The sequence below is a fragment of the Nostoc sp. UIC 10607 genome, assembly GCF_047228265.1.
Lineage (GTDB): Bacteria > Cyanobacteriota > Cyanobacteriia > Cyanobacteriales > Nostocaceae > Nostoc > Nostoc foliaceum_A.
This window is the reverse complement of record NZ_JBIQNW010000037.1, coordinates 1-18,254: the sequence shown is the minus strand read 5'-3', so window position 1 is coordinate 18,254 and position 18,254 is coordinate 1. Positions and strand designations below refer to the sequence as shown.

12 protein-coding genes and 1 pseudogene are annotated in these 18,254 nt (G+C 39.6%); 11 read left to right on the top strand and 2 right to left on the bottom strand.

Translation table 11 applies throughout. The annotated features are described in order from the left end of the window. The first annotated feature begins 346 nt into the window (after positions 1 to 346). The 8 genes and pseudogenes from ACEYW6_RS24540 to ACEYW6_RS24505 all read left to right on the top strand — a co-directional run. Positions 347 to 1,057, top strand: coding sequence for an ATP-binding cassette domain-containing protein (locus ACEYW6_RS24540; protein ID WP_412981808.1), 711 nt, complete (start codon positions 347 to 349; stop codon positions 1,055 to 1,057). Then, positions 1,047 to 1,844, top strand: coding sequence for an ABC transporter permease (locus ACEYW6_RS24535; RefSeq protein ID WP_190892029.1), 798 nt, complete (start codon positions 1,047 to 1,049; stop codon positions 1,842 to 1,844). Before ACEYW6_RS24540 ends, ACEYW6_RS24535 begins: the two co-directional genes overlap by 11 nt. Before the next feature lie 457 nt (positions 1,845 to 2,301). After that, the gene (locus tag ACEYW6_RS24530; RefSeq protein ID WP_190892030.1) at positions 2,302 to 2,661 is read left to right on the top strand and encodes a VOC family protein; all 360 of its coding nucleotides are present in this window, start codon (positions 2,302 to 2,304) and stop codon (positions 2,659 to 2,661) included. 732 nt (positions 2,662 to 3,393) lie between these two features. Continuing rightward, positions 3,394 to 3,693: an RNA recognition motif domain-containing protein gene (locus ACEYW6_RS24525; protein WP_190892031.1), complete on the top strand. Its 300-nt coding sequence runs from the start codon at positions 3,394 to 3,396 to the stop codon at positions 3,691 to 3,693. Positions 3,694 to 4,184: 491 nt separating this feature from the next. Continuing rightward, positions 4,185 to 6,929, top strand: coding sequence for a toll/interleukin-1 receptor domain-containing protein (locus tag ACEYW6_RS24520; protein ID WP_412981807.1), 2,745 nt, complete (start codon positions 4,185 to 4,187; stop codon positions 6,927 to 6,929). Positions 6,930 to 7,061: 132 nt separating this feature from the next. Further along, complete coding sequence (locus ACEYW6_RS24515) at positions 7,062 to 9,881, top strand: peptidoglycan-binding protein (RefSeq protein ID WP_412981806.1); 2,820 nt, start codon at positions 7,062 to 7,064, stop codon at positions 9,879 to 9,881. 85 nt (positions 9,882 to 9,966) lie between these two features. Continuing rightward, a complete protein-coding gene (locus tag ACEYW6_RS24510; protein ID WP_412981805.1) occupies positions 9,967 to 10,989 on the top strand; it encodes an NADP-dependent oxidoreductase in 1,023 nt (340 codons plus the stop codon). Positions 10,990 to 11,188: 199 nt separating this feature from the next. Further along, positions 11,189 to 11,347: pseudogene (locus ACEYW6_RS24505) on the top strand (IS701 family transposase); the annotation flags it as partial. A 264-nt stretch (positions 11,348 to 11,611) separates the two neighbouring features. Here the strand turns inward: ACEYW6_RS24505 and ACEYW6_RS24500 are convergent. Both ACEYW6_RS24500 and aroA read right to left on the bottom strand, forming a co-directional pair. Next, on the bottom strand, positions 11,612 to 12,709 hold the full coding sequence (locus ACEYW6_RS24500) for a fatty acid desaturase family protein (protein ID WP_412981804.1): 1,098 nt from the start codon (positions 12,707 to 12,709) through the stop codon (positions 11,612 to 11,614). A gap of 337 nt (positions 12,710 to 13,046) precedes the next feature. Further along, the gene (aroA, locus tag ACEYW6_RS24495) at positions 13,047 to 14,327 is read right to left on the bottom strand and encodes a 3-phosphoshikimate 1-carboxyvinyltransferase (protein WP_412981803.1); all 1,281 of its coding nucleotides are present in this window, start codon (positions 14,325 to 14,327) and stop codon (positions 13,047 to 13,049) included. 166 nt (positions 14,328 to 14,493) lie between these two features. Between aroA and ACEYW6_RS24490 the strand changes: the two genes are divergently transcribed. From ACEYW6_RS24490 to ACEYW6_RS24480, 3 genes are all read left to right on the top strand, one after another. Continuing rightward, positions 14,494 to 15,255, top strand: a complete 762-nt coding sequence (locus ACEYW6_RS24490; protein ID WP_412981802.1) for a DUF928 domain-containing protein — start codon at positions 14,494 to 14,496, stop codon at positions 15,253 to 15,255. Between the two features lie 80 nt (positions 15,256 to 15,335). Continuing rightward, a complete protein-coding gene (locus tag ACEYW6_RS24485) occupies positions 15,336 to 17,558 on the top strand; it encodes a CHASE2 domain-containing protein (protein ID WP_412981801.1) in 2,223 nt (740 codons plus the stop codon). 287 nt (positions 17,559 to 17,845) lie between these two features. Continuing rightward, positions 17,846 to 18,151, top strand: a complete 306-nt coding sequence (locus ACEYW6_RS24480; protein WP_196514175.1) for a hypothetical protein — start codon at positions 17,846 to 17,848, stop codon at positions 18,149 to 18,151. Positions 18,152 to 18,254: the final 103 nt, after the last annotated feature.

Genomic DNA, 18,254 nt, shown 5'->3' with positions numbered 1-18,254 from the left:
CTTAAAAATTTATTTATTGAATCTAGAAAACGCATAATAACTTTTAGACTTGATCGGGGGTGAATAATTTTATAGTTTGCTTTTACCTTAAACTATAGTATTGAACCACAATTTAACCATCCAGTGTGAGTCGATGCACATAATTGCGGTTAAACATTTTTTCAATATCACGAATTTGAGGTGAAATCTAAAAAGTAATCCCATCGTCCCATAAAGTTTTAGCATCAGGTTTCGCGTTTCATAAAAATGGATAAAATTGAGCTAAATAAATGTTTTAAAAATAACCACAAAATGAAATACTGGTGTTTGATGCTTCAACTTTAAGCTGATAAACAAGCAGATAGCTATGAAAAATAAATTGGATGAGAGCCATAAGAATATAAAAACACCAGCTTTTGATAGCCCAATTTTGTCAGTAAAAAATTTAGGGCGGCAAATCCAAAATCGTTGGTTGTGGCAAGATTTAAATTTTGAATTATATTCAGGTGAACGAGTTGCAGTTTTAGGTGTTTCGGGTTCAGGTAAAAGCTTGCTGCTGCGTGTATTAGCTGGTCTTGATACGGCACAATCTGGGCAAATTATTTTTGGGGGAAAATCAATCAATTCCCACTTTCTACCCCATTACCGTTCTCAAATTATTTACTTGCATCAACGACCAGCCCTTTGGGAAGGAACTGTCGAAGAAAACCTAAAGCAAGTGTATCGTTTGACAACTCACCGCCATAAAGTTTATAACCGTCAACTAATTCTAGAATATTTGCATCTTCTGCATCGAGATGCTGATTTTTTGCAGCGTCCAGTTAGTGCTATTTCTGGCGGTGAAGGTCAAATTGTAGCCTTTTTACGAGCCTTGCAACTATCGCCAAGAGTACTGCTACTTGATGAACCCACTGCTTCTTTAGATGGGTCAACTGCCAATAGTTTAGAAGCTTTGATTGCAGCTTGGCTTCATAATGACCCAGAACGAGCATATCTTTGGACAAGTCATGACCCTCATCAGTTGCAGAGATTAACAACCCGCCAAATTACTTTAAATGGGAGAAATAATGGTAACTAATTATATCTCTATTAGCTATGGACAACTCGCTTTGGCGACTTTGTTTGTTGTTATTAATATCGGACTTTCCTTTGCCTTGCGTTTGGGACTAGCCCAAAGTCTTTTGGTAGCATCGATGCGAATGGTAGTGCAATTATTGCTGGTGGGATACGTATTGCAGTGGGTATTTACTTTGCGTAACCCAGTATTGGTGCTACTTGTGGCTCTTGCCATGGCCACAATTGCAGGTTTTTCTAGTGTCAACCGAACCCGCAGACGATTTATAGGTATCTACTGGAGCAATTTTGTTTCCTTGTTAAGTGCTTCATTTTTAGTGACGGGGTTAACAGTTAATGGCATAATTCGCGTTGAGCCTTGGTACGACCCACAGTATCAAATTCCCATGTTAGGGATGGTTTTAGGTAATGCTCTCACGGGTACATCCCTGGCTTTAGACCGCTTTTTGGAGGATTTGACCACTAGAAGAGAGCAAATAGAGGCATTATTGGCTTTAGGAGCCACCCGTTGGGAAGCAGCACATCAGTCAGTCAAAGAAGCTCTGAGGACGGGGATGATTCCCACTATTAACTCTATGATGGTGATGGGTTTAGTCAGTCTACCGGGGATGATGACTGGTCAAATTTTGGCAGGAGCGAACCCGACTGACGCTGTACGCTATCAAATTCTGATTATTTTTACTCAAACATCGGGAACTGCGATCGCTACAATAGGTGTTGTGATTCTAACTTTTCTAGCTCTGTTTAATCGGCAACATCAGCTTGCAGAGATTGCACGCAAGCTAGGTTAGTTCTATCGTACCGTAAACTCATCATTCGTAATTTTTGAATTAGGAATTACGAATTATTCACTTTGCCTTGCCAAACAATTTTCTGAATTTGAATTTATTTCGGGATCAATTTAATTTTATAAAAGTTATCTGCAACTTCTTGTTGTTTAGTGATTCTTAATTTGGCATAAGAAAGCTTCATTCTGCTATTTTCTGTGACACACTCCTCAAGCTAGGTACTGATGCTTAATCATGTATCTATATTGGTGATCGCTATACAGATGACTGATGTGGGGCTAAAGGAGTAAAAAGGAAATATATTTTGATTAACAGCGACCAACGTTATCAAGAGCTAGGTGAACAGAGAGTTGAAAACCTTTTTCAAGTTGAAGATAGGCTATTTCTTGATCAATTTAGTCAACTATAATTGCCGAGCAAGCACAATAAAATCTACTAGCTGCTTAACAGACAGTTTGCAATGCAAATTCTTAAAGTACTAACTAGAGTCTATCTGAGTCCGATAGATTTAGATGAGGCGATCGCTTTCTATGAAAATCTCTTTACAGAAAAATGTTGGTTATGGTTTCAATATTCTGAGGCTGAGTTGGAACTCGCAGGTGTGGGTTCTATTCTTTTAATTGCTGGTTCGACAGAAGCACTCTCTTCATTCAAGAGTACACATGCAACATTTCTTGTTGACTCACTCAATGATTTTAAAGAAGCACTTATTCAGCAGGGTGCAGTAATTCTGGCAGAACCTAATAAAGTTCCCACTGGAGTCAATATGCGAGCAATGCATCCTGATGGAACCATTGTTGAGTATGTTGAGTTTGTATGATTAATTTTTAGCTCAAAAAGGATCTGCTGTGAAAGCTGCAATCAGACTAGCTAATGAAAATGATGCCTTAAAAAGGCTGGAAATTTATGTGCCGATTGTGCGTGAAACTTCAATTTCCTTTGAGATAGAGCCTCCCAGCAAAACGGAATTTGAGGGCCGTATCCAGAATTATCAACAGCAAATGCCTTGGCTAGTGTGTAAAATTATATGCCTATGCTACTCCCTATCGGACTCGTGCCGCTTACCAATGGTCTGTAGAATCATCCGTGTACATCAATGCTGAACATCGCAGAAAAGGATTTGCTAAAGCTTTGTACACTTCCCTTTTTGGGTTGCTGCAACTCCAAGAATTTTATAACGTTTTTGCTGCGATTGCTTAACTTTTTATCATAGCCGAGAAAAGCAGTCAATTAATAGCTAGTTGTAATCAGGTAGCACTACTTTATCACAATATTTTACCACAACTTGCACACATGAGCAAATTAGGAGATTGGAAAAGTACCATTTACGTTTAATTAAGTTCACTTACTTAGCGAGCAATTGCTTACATTACTTTTCATCACAGTTTTATAAAGTCTGACTAAATATTTAGCTGCTATGTCATAATAAAAGGTGAGAATTAATTCGGCGACCGCGTTTGTTTTTATTATTGACAGGCTTTTTCCTTTTGGTATTCACAGACTTTTCTCCGAAATCTAAAACTCTACACATCTATGATTTGGGAGAAAATTTATGTCAGTTTATGTAGGCAATCTTTCTTACGAAGTTACAGAAGAAGGTTTGAATGCTGTGTTTGCAGAATATGGTTCTGTAAAGCGGGTTCAGCTACCTACCGACCGTGACACAGGTCGTGTGCGTGGCTTTGGTTTTGTAGAAATGGGCACAGATGCTGAAGAAACAGCTGCCATTGATGCTCTTGATGGTGCTGAGTGGATGGGACGTGACCTTAAAGTTAACAAGGCTAAACCCAGAGAAGACAGAGGTTCCTTTGGTGGTAATCGGGGAAACAATAGCTTCGGCAATCGTTACTAAAATTCAGAGATATAGCTCTTGAAGCTAATCTATAAATTGAATTTAATTGTGGCTCAGGCAGGAATGCTTGAGCCTTTTTGTTACAAAACTTGCTTGATAAAAAGTTAAGCGATCGCCGCTTCACGAGTAGCAACTTTACTAAACCTCAGAAATTAAATATGCGTTTGTAGAAACGTAGCACTGCTACGTCTTTTTTTAGATATATCTATTGACATTAACATAAAAGTGTGTACCCTCTATATAGAGCATTAGTGTTCAAATAATATGAAAAACAAAATAACATTCACTTTAAGCTTTGTGTCAAAATAGCTTATATTGGTCTGTTACTGAAAATTTGTTTAAATAAATTATCATCATATAGTAAGAACATTTAAACAATAGATGAAACTTGCATTCAACTAATTCTTTTTCCGAAGTATATAGAATTTTTACGTAAATAGTAAAAAAACAGTATTTTATTTAAATTTTATTAAGTATTTATAGAAATTTATATGGCTGAGGCGTTTATTTCCTACTCGCGCAAAGATAAAGAGTTCGTTCAAAGGCTTTATGAAGCGCTCAAGCAACAAAAGCGAGATATCTGGGTAGACTGGGAAAGAATTCCGTTCACGGCAGATTGGCGAAAAGAAATTTATGAAGGAATTGAAGGCGCTGATAATTTTATCTTTATTATTAGTCCGAATTCAGTCGTTTCTGAAGTCTGCGGTGAAGAGATTGCACACGCCCTCAAACACAATAAACGTTTAGTGCCACTCGTGTGGCAGTATGTTGAGGGTGTTCATCCCGAATTAGCCAAAATTAACTATATTTTCTTCCAAGAAAGTAATGATTTTGACGAAGCTTTTCAATCATTACTCAAAGCACTCGATACTGACCTAGCTCATGTTAAACAGCATACCCGTTTACTCATAGGAGCCTTGGAGTGGGATCAGAAAAAACGCAACAATAGTTATTTGCTACAAGGTAGTGAACTAGAAGAAGCAGAGCAATGGTTCACTCAAGGAGCAGGAAAAGAACCCTTGATCGCACAACTCCAACAAGAGTACATTAGTGAAAGTCGCAAAGCCCAAAGGGCGCGTTACAGAACAAAAGTAATTGCCCTGACTTCAGGGTTTGTGATTTCAACAGGATTGGCTATTGTTGCAGCAATTGGTTGGAAGCAGGCTGATAACTTGCGGATAGAAGCACAAAAATCGGAACTCCGAGCCTTAATTTCAGCATCTGATGCACGTTTTAGCTCGAATAGAAATACGATTGATGCCTTGATAGAAGGTTTAAAAGTCGGACAGAAACTCAAAGAACTAGATACAGCCAAAGCCAATATTCCAACTCAGGAACGGGCAGAAGTGATGGCCGTGCTGGGACAGGCGGTTTACTGGGTAAGAGAACGCGATCGCCTCCAGGGACACAGCGATTATATCCAAAGCGTTAGTTTCAGTCCCGATGGAGAAGCGATCGCTACCGCTAGTGGAGACAACACGGTAAAACTTTGGAACAAACAAGGTCTTTTGCAGAAAACTTTAAAAGGACACCTAGATCAAGTAGTTAGTGTAAGTTTCAGTCCTAATAGTCAAATCCTTGCTTCTGCCAGTTTAGACGGAACAGTGAAACTCTGGAAACAAGATGGCAAAGAACTTAAAACCTTTAAAAAGCTAAATACTGGAATTCGGGCTGTGAATTTCAGTCATGATGGCAAAACTCTTGCCTCTGGTGGTGACGACAACATGGTGAGACTTTGGAACATACAGGGTCAGGAACTCAAAATGCTCAAGGGGCATACAGGCACTATCTATAGTTTGAGTTTCAGCCATAACGATCAAATCCTTGCTTCTGCCAGTTTAGACGGAACGGTGAAACTGTGGAACAAAAACGGTAAAGAACTTAAGACCCTAGAAGGACATAATAATACAGTGACTAGCGTGAGTTTCAGGTCTGATAATACCCTTGCCTCTGCCAGCTTAGATAGAACAGTGAAACTTTGGAATACCGAAGGGAAATTGCTTTCAACTTTTAAGAAATTAGAGGCACAAAGTAGTAAGATATACAGCGTCAGTTTCAGTCCCGATGGTCAGACCCTTGCCACAGGTAATGATGATAATAGCGTGACACTCTGGCAGAGGAATGGTCAGGAACTTACTAGCTTTACAGGACATAGCGCTGGAGCCAATCAAGTGACTTTCAGTCCCGATGGTCGTACCCTTGCATCTGCTAGTCAAGATAAGTCTGTGAAACTGTGGCAAATTGACCGCCCTTGGCAGACTATTCTCACTGGACATCAGGCTGGTGTAAATCGTGTGTACTTCTCAGGTGATGGAAAAGCGATCGCTACCGCCAGTGATGACGGGACGGTGAAACTCTGGAATCAGCAGGGTAAGCAGATCAAATCGCTTCAGGTAAATGACTACACAATCTGGGATGTGAATTTTAGTCCAGATGGTCAGATAATTGCTGCCGTTAGTTCTGACGAAGGGGTGGTGAGACTGTGGAATCGGCAAGGTCAGCTACTCAAGACTTTAAAGCATGGCGATCGCTTTCGCATTCATAGCGTGAGTTTCAGCCCAGACAGCAAAATCATTGCCACCGCTAGTCAAGATAGAACAGTGAAACTTTGGAATCGCCAGGGGCAGTTGCTTAACACCCTAAAACATAACGCCACTGTCTATAGCGTCACTTTTAGTCCAGACGACAAGATGATTGCCACTGGTAGTAATGACGGGGAAGTGAAACTTTGGAATCGGCAAGGTCAAGTACTTCACACCATAAACCATAACGCTTCTGTCTACAGCGTCAGTTTTAGCCCTGATAGTCAGACCCTTGCCAGTGCTGGTGCAGATGAGAGAGTAAAACTTTGGCAGCTTGACGGTCGTGCGATCGGCAGTCTTGATGGGCATATTGCTGCAATCTGGCAAGTAACTTTTAGTCCTGACGGCAAGATGATTGCCACTGCTAGTGATGACGGAACGGTAAAGCTTTGGCACAAAGACCGGACTTTGATTATTACTCTTACTGGTCACAGTGGTGAGGTCAACGGGATCAGTTTCAGCCCTGACAGCAAGACTCTCGTTTCTGGCAGTAAAGATGGTACAGCTATTTTGTGGAATGTAGAAAATCTCACCCTAGATAATTTGATGAGGCGTGGATGCGATTGGCTGCATGATTATCTGAAGAATAACCCGAATGTGAGTCAAAGCGATCGCAATCTGTGTGATGGAGTTCAAACTCAGGCTAAATATTGATTTCGACAATTTTCACTATTATTTCAGGTGGTCAAATGCTTCAAAAAAGTAATAAATTTTAAATATTTTTTTGCATAAAAAGAACCATAACGATAGATAACCATAACAGCATAAATCTGAGAGGACATCACCATGTATAAAAAATCAACAGGTTGGATACCAGACTACCCCGATTTTAGAGACTATCGTATGGACGAAATCAATCAGAAGTTAATGATCACAGTCCAAGATATACAGATAAATAATGATAATGATTCCCAAAACAGTATAGAAGAATTGTTTGAGTTATTAAAATTAATAAAAAATGGACTAAATCCAACTCTCGAAGAGACACTTGCCTCAAAGTTCAACAATTTTCAGAAAAAGATAAATAAAGGTTTCAAATTAGTCAATGCTAAAGCTCTTAAAGAACAGATATTTTTAGCTCATGGTTGTGCAGGGCAGGAAGTCTATAATCTTCAACAGAAGTTGCTGGAATTTACCAAATATGAGCATATTTTTGGAACTGGGGGACAAAAAACTAGTAAATTTGTAGATGATTTTTCAAAATCAGATTATCTGGAATATGGTTATTTTGGTGAAATTACAAAGGAGGCAGTAAAACTATTCAAGAGTATTTTTGATCTCTCAATTGTCTCAGATGACAGTATTGATAGGGCTAACACTGATGACAATGTTGATAGTGTTGTAGATCAAGTAACACTCTATACTTTAAACCAAGTTTTAGAAATCTTAAAACTTCCAAAAACAGAAGAAACTTCTAAAGCTAAAAGCACGGAAAAAACAATTAAAAAATTTGGAATGTTTGATCCAGAAATTAAAGACATTCAAATAAAACTCAATAAACTAGGCTATCTCAAAAATTTAGGAGAAAATAACGGGGCAATAAAAGGATTCTTTGACTATCTAACAGAGGATGCAGTTCAAGAATTTCAAAGACAATATCATCCTTCAAAGGTTGCTCGTGTTGATGGGATAGTTGACGAAAAGACAAAGAGAATCCTAGATGATCTATATGATGCACAAGCAAAACAATATTCCGGTGATGATAAACTTAAAAAAGTACAGCAGCTTTTATGTGAGTTAGGAGAATTTGATGGACAAGTAACAGGGTATTCTAGTCGACAGACAGATACAGCTATAAAATCATTTCAAGCTAGATATGAAATAGAAATAGAAAGGGATGATGTTGATTGCACAAAAACCTTACAAGTATTAAGTGACTTAGTTGCGCTCAAAAAACAACAGCAACGAGAAGTTTTACCTGCATCCTCAACAATACCCATAACCCTTTATGAAATAATCTTAAGGGTTTTTGAAATTTCTGAATTGAAACCTGAACATTTTGTTAATGAAAAAATAATTCCAAAAGCTACGGATAGTGTTAATTCTGATCTCGCCAAACACCGAGGTGCGTTGAAACGAGCAATTGATATGATAGTTAAATTGGTTGCTCAACTAATTTCTCCTTTAGCTAAACATAGAAATCTTGAAAAAGCTGTAAGAGACGTATTAGATAAGCTAGATCAATGGTTCGATAAATCTGAATACGTTAACTATATCCGTCAAGAAAATAATCAACAAGGGAATAATCAATCAGGTATTAATGCTGAAAAGAATAAATCTTCTCTGCAAAAGTTGTGGGAAAAATCTAGTATTTTTTCTCAAGCAGAACAGGAAACCAACTTATTTAAAGACTGGGATTTAAATCCAGTGTCTTTATATATAGCTATTTCAGCAATTTTAAATTTCAAAGAATCCCTGAGTAATATTGATATAACAATTCCCGATCAAGCTTGCCTGGATAAAGATAGAAAAAAGAAATTAGCTACATCTTTAAAAAAGATAGATGATATATTCAAATCTATCAAAGATTTAGAAGTAACTATCAGGAATTTAGAAATTAGTCTGAATTATAATCCTCAAGTTCAGGGAGAAAATAATTCAAAAACTAAACCGAATAATCTGAGAACAGTCATCCAAATATTACCCGAACGTCAAGATTATCCAAAGCATTTGGAGAAAAGTCTAGAGTTTCAAAGTGATTTACAACTTCCGTTAGAAGGACATTTACAAAAATGTGTAAAACAAAAACAAGAAAATAGCAAGAATGTAACTGTATATTTATTAATGCCAGAATTTGTAGATTTAACCTTTTGGTGTTCCCCAATTGAAGACCAAGGCTCATTGGATTCATGTACGGCACATGCCGGTGTTGCTTTAATGGAGTACTTTGAGAAAAGAAGTTTTGATAGATATGTCGATGCTTCTCGGCTCTTTCTTTACAAAGCAACACTCAATCTCATGCATCGTCAAGACGATGCAGGAGCATCTCTTCGGGAAACCATGCGGGCAATGGCATTATTTGGCGTGCCTCCAGAAGAGTATTGGCCCTATCAAGAAGACAAGTTTGATGAGGAACCAACCCCTTTTTGCTACTCTTTTGGTCAAAGTTATCAAGCGCTGAAATACTTCCGTCTAAATCCCTTAGGCACTACAGGAAATATACTGTTATTCCGAATTAAAACAGCTTTAGCCGCTGGTTTTCCCTGCGCCTTTGGGTTTACTATGTATTATTCCATCGAGGATCTAAACCCAAGTGGGTATATTCCATACCCAGTTAAAAACGATAAGGTAAAAGGAGGTCATGCTGTTGTTGCAGTTGGCTACGACGACCATAAAGTAATAGAGAATGCTGATGGTAGTAAACGATCGCAAGGAGCATTGCTAATCAGAAACTGTTGGGGAACCCGTTGGGGTGAAGGGGGCTATGGTTGGCTTCCTTATGACTACGTATTGGAAGGATTGACAAATGATTGGTGGTCGCTGCTTAAGTCTAAGTGGTTTGAGACAGGACACTTCGGGTTAGGAGCAAACGATTGGGTGTCTAATTTGGGGGGAGGGACTACAGATAATACACCAAAAGAGAACTCTAAGCCGCCTAGAAATTAGGGCAAACGCACGTAGTTTTAGCAAACCCTTAGTGATAAGGATATTGATGAAAAAAATCGCCTAAAACATGAGAGGGAAATAACTTATGTCCGATTTAATTAACAAACAAATCATCCTCAAAAGTCGTCCAGTGGGCGAACCAAAAGAGAGTGATTTTGCTCTGGTAGAAACACCAACTCCCGAACCAGGTGAAGGCGAAATTCTTAGCCGCACCATTTATCTATCTCTCGACCCTTATATGCGTGGTCGCATTAGTGGAGGCCAGTCTTATGCTGCACCGGTAGAATTAGGTTCAGTTATTGTCGGTGGTACAGTTAGCCAAGTAATTAAATCAAATCATCCTCAATTTCAAGTAGGAGATTTTGTTCTTAATAGTAACGGTTGGCAAACTTATGCTGTATCTAAGGGTGAGACACTGCGTAAACTTGATCCTACTCAAGCACCTTTATCCTATAGTTTAGGTGTACTAGGTATGCCTGGCTTGACTGCTTATGCTGCTCTGCTTGATATCGGTCAACCTAAAGAAGGTGAAACTGTTGTAGTTTCAGCTGCTTCTGGTGCTGTCGGTGCAGTAGTAGGTCAAATTGCCAAAATAAAAGGTGCGCGAGTAGTGGGAATTGTCGGGAGTGACGATAAGCGGGATTATATAGTTAAGGAATTAGGTTTTGATGTTGGCATTAACCGCAAAACTCAAGAACTTGATTCAGCGCTCAAAGAAGCTGCCCCGAATGGCATTGATGTTTACTATGACAATACAGCAGGTGTGATTTTAGAAACTGTCTTGCAGCAGATAAACCTTGGGGCAAGAATTCCACTAGTAGGTTTGATTTCAGAATATAACGCCACATCGCCTCCACCAGGGCCTAATTTAATGCCACTACTAATCAAACGGGCTTTAATCAAAGGTTTCTTAGTTAGCGATTACCAACATCGGTTTAATGATTTTTTGCGTGATATTACTGGATGGTTGCAGTCTGGTCAACTCAAGTATAAAGAAGATGTAGTTATTGGTTTAGAGAACGCTCCTAGTGCATTCATCGGTTTACTTCGAGGTGATAATTTTGGCAAGTTGATTGTTAAAGTCAATGACGATCCAACAGCAGCTTAATCGGTTCTTAAATTGGGTATGTGGTACGTTGAGACTCCAATTATTTCCAAATGAGCGAAAATTCTGGCACACCACTGGATAAAAGGGAGCAAATTGTTGAAAATCAGCGTCAGGAGTAGATAATTCAACTAAAGTTTTAGGTGTAACTAGATGCACAATGGTTTTAGGAGTAAGCTACCACTACTGCTGACATTCTGCTTATTTGCGAGAGATGATTGCTGAGGTTCTAGTTTGGGGTCTTAGTCCAAAAACAGTGACTACTGACAGTTGGTATTCCAGCCAAAAAAACCTAAAGTTCTTTAAAGAAAAAGGATTGGATTTTTTAACTGGAATAGCTAAAAATCGCTCATGTTCCATTGATGTCAGCATTTTACACAAGTTAAAATCAAGTAGCTCGTGACTTTATTTTGGAACACTTAAAACAACAGATAGAATTTATACACATAGTTAATTTTCTGTCAATGCGTAAGTTCTAATACTTTATTCGAGCTAATTTCTTTATTTAACTAGGACAAGTGACACAGCATCAAGAATTGAGCCACATATTAGGTAGAGATGGCTCAACTGTAACACGGTGGTTACAAAGATATCGACGGAATCATGGATTTACATCGTATTTTCTTTAACCCTTTGAATTGTCACTTGTAGAACAGGGAACAGATTTTTTACCCGACCAATCTGTAAGAGTATTTTCATCTTTATAATGCCGGGGTGTTTGCAGCAGCAAGTTCCAAGCCTCGCTAGCATCCAATAAATTAAACTGTTCAGAATAGTGAGTTTCCAACAAATCTCTAACTATGAAGTAATAGTCAGAGTTCATTCCTGGAAAAATATGATGTTCAGTATGGTGAGAAAAATTTAAATGCAACAGGTCAAAGAATTTATAAACTCGGAGAGACATACTATTAATAAGTGGATCATTAACGCTGGTCATTCTACAAAGCAAATGATTGGTATAAATGTAAAAAATTATCCCACCATAGCCAATTCCAATAGGTAAAAAGTAACCAAGTATGAGTTTCAGGGGTTCAAATTGGAGATAGATTAGGATGCTTAAATGAATGACGATCATCATTAATAATTCCCCTGCGATCGCACGACGATCTTTAGGACTAACTGTAAATGCAGCAGGAACATAATCGACGGATTCACTATTAAAAAATAGCACAGATGTGAGATTGCGAAAAGTATGTACTCCCCAAGCTGAAGTCAATCCGACTGTGAACCATATAGGATTGACTTCACTAGAAGGCACAAATAAGTCCTGAATCCATTTTCCCCAGGTTGAAGACTGTTCGTATAAGTAATTACGATCTGGGTCGCTCACATCATTAGTGTGATTATGATGTACTCGGTTATGAACTGCTTTCCACAATGTTGGTGGCATCCACAACATTGTTAGCCCTAGAAAGCTAATGATATAGGTTAACCGGGCATTTTTAATCACGCTACCATGCATCAGATCGTGGGAGCTAAATAGTAAGACAACCACGCTATTACCCATAATGATGCTTAGAGGTAGATAAAGCCATAAAAGAGATGGCGACCAACAATCTAACCGAGCCGCTATCATCCAGCCTAATATTAAAATTGTCAGATTAATAAACAAGATAATTAACTTGCTTGGATCTGGGATAAATGCTTCGGGTGGAATCAGGGAACGTAGTTCTTTTGCATATATTTTCTGGTGAATCAGTGTTTGATCAGTACTAACATTCATAAATCTTTGTTACCTAGAAGAGAATTGAACTAAATACAGTTTTGCGGTGAATCGTAGCGTTTAAAAACGCAGAGAAATGCAGAGTCTTTCGTAATTTTATGCATTACGGACTTATGAAAGCCTATACTATAGCAATTCCAAAAGCTAACTGCTCTCCAAGACTTCGCCAAAAAAGAGGATGGAGAGATAGGACTGATGTAAAAGTTAACTATAGAAGGACGAGCAAGGGAGCAAGAGAAGCAGTTCTTCAGCAATAAAAGAATGAAAAACAATCTTTTATTGGCTTTGAAGTTACTTCTGTTTTCTAGCAATCAGTAAATTTTGCTGTTCTAGCCTCTTATTGTTCTAACATTTGGAAGAATCGCGTGAAGTAATCTGGAAAGGTTTTCGCTGTACAGCCAGGATCTTTAATCACAATTCCTGGAACCTTCAAGCCAGTGACAGCAAAAGCCATTGCCATTCGATGATCGTGATAGGTTTCAATCGCCGCCGGAGTAATGGGGCCAGGCTCAATTTTCAGTCTATCTGCGAATTCTTCAACCTTGACTCCTAGCCGACGCAACTCTGTGACTACAGCTTTAATCCGATCGGTTTCTTTATATCGAATATGTTCCACATTCCGAATGGTAATCGGTGAACTGGCAAAAGGGGCGATCGCTCCTAATGTTTGCACTAAATCCGATATATCATTCATATCAATGTCGATGCCTTGCAATTGCTTCGGCCCCGTCACTTCGGTGTAATCATCCGAATCCTTAATTTGGCAACCCATCTGTTCTAAGACATTCAGCCACAGAATATCTCCTTGACAGGATTGTTTGGTCAAATGTTTGACGCGCACCCGTCCACCTGTGACGGCGGCGGCAGCAAAAAAGTAAGAAGCATTGGACGCATCAGGTTCTACTGTGTAATGTCGAGCTTGGTAACGTTGACCGGCTTTGATCTGAAATTGATTATCGCCGATTTGAAGCACCTCCACGCCAAAGTCTGCCATCAGACGACAGGTCATTTTAACGTAAGACTGAGAAACCAACGTACCCTCAACTTCAATGCTCGTATCTTGTTGAGCATAGGGTGCAATCATCAGCAATGCCGAAAGTTGCTGACTTGTTTGGTTCGCTTTCAACCGAAAATTTCCACCAGCGAATTGCCGACTATAGACGGTATAGGGCATAAACCCGGAGTTTCCCTCAAAGTTAACGGTTGCTCCACCCGTTTGCAGCACCGTCAGCATGTCACCCATCGGCCGTTCTCGCATCCTGGGAACGCCATCTAGGCGATATTCACCGTTACCCAGTGCCACCAACGCCGAGATAAACCGTGCTGCTGTACCTGCCAAACCCACAAATAAATCTGCCTGTTTAGCTGGAATGTCGCCTCCCCTTCCTGCCACTTGGATCTGTGCCAGATCAGGATTCAGTGTAATAGGAATGCCCAATTGCTCTACGCATTTGGCAAAATACTCGCTGTCTTCACTAAATAAGGCATTTTCTAAAATTGAGTCACCTTGCGCCAAAGCAGCAACAAGCAACGCCCGATTGGTAAGACTTTTAGAACCGGGAATTTCTACCGTGGCATCCACTGGCCGATTTAGAGCAGGAATTGCAATGGTATCCACGTTAAACCTCTACGTAGGCGGTTAGCTACAACTTTATATATTGCCATATTGTAACCAAATTCGTAATTCGTAATTCGTAATTCGTAGTTGAGTGAAAAATCTGACTTTGCTTTTGGGAATACTTGATTTATTCACCTGACTAATCTAGAACCTAGGTATTATCAATATGAAATGGATTAAACCATCTCTATATTTTGTTGCCTTTTCCTTACCTTTGTGTTTGCTTTCTGCTCTCACAGCACAGGTACAGGCTCAGTCGGATCATTCCAATAAAACTTGGCAAATTAGTCAGACATTTAAGCCGCCACAGCGGGGAAAACCTCCCGCAAGTGCTGGTGGTTCTACCCGTGGTGGCTCTTGCATAACAGGGAAAAAACTAATAACTCCCTTAATACCTCCAGATAAATTAGGGCTGACATTTGCTCAACGTCCAACATTTTTCTGGTATGTACCTGCATCTAAAGTCAAAACAGCCAAGTTTCTGCTTTTAGCTGAAGACCAGAACGTATTTTATGAAACATCTTTTCCACTACCGAACAAACCAGGAATTGTTGGCTTCAAACTTCCTGACAGTGCCCCTGCACTTGCTGTAGGTAAAACTTATCACTGGTATCTAACAATTCTTTGTGATGCTCAAGACTCCAGCGAAAATCCCACTGTAGATGGTTGGGTGGAACGCACTCAACCAGGAGCACCCTTGTCGGAGGCGTTAGCAAAGGCAAATTTGTACAAGTTTCCCAGCATCTATGCAGAAGCTGGGATTTGGCATGAGGCGCTGAATAGTTTGGTACAACTGCGCCGGACTGAGCCGAATAATTTAAAAGCAAGGCTGGATTGGAGACAATTTTTCAAGTCAGTAGGTTTGAGTGCGATCGCTTCAGAACCATTGATCGATTGTTGCACATCTAAGAATTCACCACCAAATTGAACAAGGGCATTAAGAGAACTCCTAACTCCTAACTCTTGTACAGACGCGATTAATCGCGTCTCTACTCAACATTAAATATTATGTGGGCAAAGCTGAAACCGCAAATCTGGCAATGGCGGGGTGTTTTACTTGCTGTTCCCAATATTACAGCCCTGGTGATTGCACTACGTTTGACTGGATTACTGCAATTATTGGAATTGGCAGCACTGGATCAATTTTTTCTCCTCCGTCCACGAGAGTCGGCTGATACCCGCATCGTCATAGTTGAAATTAATGAAGCAGATATCCGCAAACAAGGTCAGTGGCCTATGTCTGATGGAAATCTTGCCAGTTTGTTAGAAAAAATCAAACAGCAGCAACCTAGAGCGATCGGTTTAGATATTTATCGTGATTTACCCGTCAATCCCGGTCATCAAGACTTACTTAAGGTGTTTAAGTCTACTCCCAATTTAATTGGAGTCCAAAAAGTCTCTGATACTATTGATAGTTCGGCGGTTGATTCATCTCCAGAACTGAAGCAACTTCATCAAGTTGGGTCGAATGACATACCTATAGATGGAGATGGCAAAATTCGGCGAGGATTGTTGTACGTAAATTTAAATAATGACGAGATTCTCGAAAGCTTTGGGTTAAAGCTGGCATTGTTGTACTTGAAACCTGAAGGTATTACCGCAAAGCCATCAGCAACTAACTCTAATTACTTGCAGTTAGATCGGGGTGTTTTCCCGATTTTTGAGGCTAATGATGGCGGTTATATCCGAGCAGATGCGGGGAGTTACCAAGTGCTGTTGAACTATCGAGGACGGATACAGCAGTTTACTAAAATTTCTCTTAGCGAAGTGCAAGAAAATCCCATCCCACGAGACTTAATGCGAGACAAAGTAGTATTAATTGGTGCTACCGCTGAGAGTTTGAAGGATCTATTCTATACGCCTTACAGCAGTAATGTATTTACTGACCCAGAACGGATGGCGGGTGTAACAATTCATGCTAATTTGATTAGTCAAATTTTAAGTGCGGCAATGGATGGTCGTCCACTAATCAAGTGTTTACCTGAGTCGCTAGAATGGCTATCAATTTTGATTTGGTCAATTATTGGCGCTAGCTTATGTTGGCTGCAACGCCACAGTAGCAACCAAAAAATGCTCATGGCTGTTAGTGTTTTGTTGGCAGGTAGCGGTTTACTTGGTGGCAGTTTTTTGGCGTTTTTGGCTGGTTGGTGGATTCCCGTTGTCCCTTCAATGCTGGCATTTGCAGGTTCTGCGATCGCACTCACTCAGTATATTGCTCAAAGTGCTACCGAGATGCGAAAAACCCTCGGTCGCTATCTAACTGATGAAATTGTCGCTAATATCCTAGAAACTCCTTCTGGTTTAAAGCTAGGAGGAGAACGAAGAAAAGTTACGGTTCTTGTGTCTGATTTACGAGGATTCTCGGCTATTTCTGAACAATTGCCCCCCGAAGAAGTAGTAAAGATTTTGAATCTTTATCTGGGAACAATGACAGATGTGATTAACCAGTATAAAGGCACAATTAATGAGTTTATGGGTGATGGTATTTTTGTGATATTTGGTGCGCCAATTAGTCGCAAAGATGATTCTCAACGAGCGATCGCTTGTGCTATTGCGATGCAATTGGCAATGCAGCAAGTGAACGAACAAAATCAACAAATGAATTTCCCAATTCTCGAAATGGGAATTGGAATTAATACAGGCGAAGCCGTGGCGGGAAATGTTGGTTCTCAAAAACGCGCTCAATATACAGTTATTGGCAGTCATGTTAATTTAGCTGCCCGAATTGAGTCTTATACCGTGGGAGGACAGATTTTAATTTCTGAAAATACCTGTAACGATGCCAATATTGACCTACAAATTGCTGGACAGCTACAAATAGAACCTAAGGGAATAAAACACCCTGTGACAATTTGTGAAATTCGTGGCATTGGCGGTCAATATAATTTATTCTTGCCTGATGATGATCAAGAAATGATCATTCTCAATCAAGAAGTCCCTGTGGAATACACCATTTTGCAGGGAAAACATGCAGTGGGAACAGTATTTTTGGGAGCATTGATTAGCCTCTCAGAAAAAAAGGCGCAATTGCAATCGCCACATTCTCTAGAACTGTTGAGTAATCTCAAACTCAAGTTATTGATTGAACCAAAACTGGATACAGAAGAAGAATATATCTATGTCAAGGTGATCCAACAATCTCATGTTGACGAGCATCTTTTTCTGCTTCGGTTTACAGCTGTTCCCCCAAAAGCGATCGCAATTCTCAATGCACTCCGTCAGCCTGGGTGAGATTAAGGCATCAATGTTGAAATGCTAACAAAGGGAGGTGTATGTAAATAGAGTCAACCGAAAAAGTAGGTAGTTCAGCTTTTTTTAAAATAGTAGCAATTGTTGCTGATACAAGCTGGCGATCGCGGTAAGATTTTGGACTTAAGCCTGATCCAACTCCAATAACTACTAACTCTGACCGAATAATTAATAATTCGTAATTTATGGTATGGAGCAATTTAGTTGAGTTATGGAGATAAAAATATGATTTTTTCTAAAACTGAGATTTAATTACATCCGAAGGACAAATGACCAACGTAAACAACTTTCAAAGACTAGTAGAACTTGCAAACGATCATGGAATTATTTGCCAGCCAACCCCAGAAGAATGTTTGATTGCATCCTTGCCTGGAGACGATGATTTCTTATTAGCTTTTACTTGGTCTGGTACAGTTGAAGGAGAGCCGCCAGAGCATGAATTAATCGCAATTAGTGTACAGGATATAGTCAAAGAAGTTACTGTTGCAGCTTGGCAGATTCCTTTTTATTTATTCGGAAACGTTTTAAGGCAAGCTCAGATGCTCGTCGCTGCTCATAAAGATTTTGTTAGCTAAGAGACAAGCTTTAGCTAAAAACTGCTAAGTAAACTCAACGAGGTTGTCACCAACCCCGTTGGTCTTCAAAACCGTGCTTAATAGTTTCCCATTACACGGCTCC

What these genes read in the sequence shown, in the direction of transcription:
- ACEYW6_RS24540 (WP_412981808.1), top strand. Translation starts at nt 347, where the DNA reads ATGAAAAATAAATTGGATGAGAGCCATAAGAATATAAAAACACCAGCT.
- ACEYW6_RS24535 (WP_190892029.1), top strand. Translation starts at nt 1,047, where the DNA reads ATGGTAACTAATTATATCTCTATTAGCTATGGACAACTCGCTTTGGCG.
- ACEYW6_RS24530 (WP_190892030.1), top strand. Translation starts at nt 2,302, where the DNA reads ATGCAAATTCTTAAAGTACTAACTAGAGTCTATCTGAGTCCGATAGAT.
- ACEYW6_RS24525 (WP_190892031.1), top strand. Translation starts at nt 3,394, where the DNA reads ATGTCAGTTTATGTAGGCAATCTTTCTTACGAAGTTACAGAAGAAGGT.
- ACEYW6_RS24520 (WP_412981807.1), top strand. Translation starts at nt 4,185, where the DNA reads ATGGCTGAGGCGTTTATTTCCTACTCGCGCAAAGATAAAGAGTTCGTT.
- ACEYW6_RS24515 (WP_412981806.1), top strand. Translation starts at nt 7,062, where the DNA reads ATGTATAAAAAATCAACAGGTTGGATACCAGACTACCCCGATTTTAGA.
- ACEYW6_RS24510 (WP_412981805.1), top strand. Translation starts at nt 9,967, where the DNA reads ATGTCCGATTTAATTAACAAACAAATCATCCTCAAAAGTCGTCCAGTG.
- ACEYW6_RS24500 (WP_412981804.1), bottom strand. Translation starts at nt 12,709, where the DNA reads ATGAATGTTAGTACTGATCAAACACTGATTCACCAGAAAATATATGCA.
- ACEYW6_RS24490 (WP_412981802.1), top strand. Translation starts at nt 14,494, where the DNA reads ATGAAATGGATTAAACCATCTCTATATTTTGTTGCCTTTTCCTTACCT.
- ACEYW6_RS24485 (WP_412981801.1), top strand. Translation starts at nt 15,336, where the DNA reads ATGTGGGCAAAGCTGAAACCGCAAATCTGGCAATGGCGGGGTGTTTTA.
- ACEYW6_RS24480 (WP_196514175.1), top strand. Translation starts at nt 17,846, where the DNA reads ATGACCAACGTAAACAACTTTCAAAGACTAGTAGAACTTGCAAACGAT.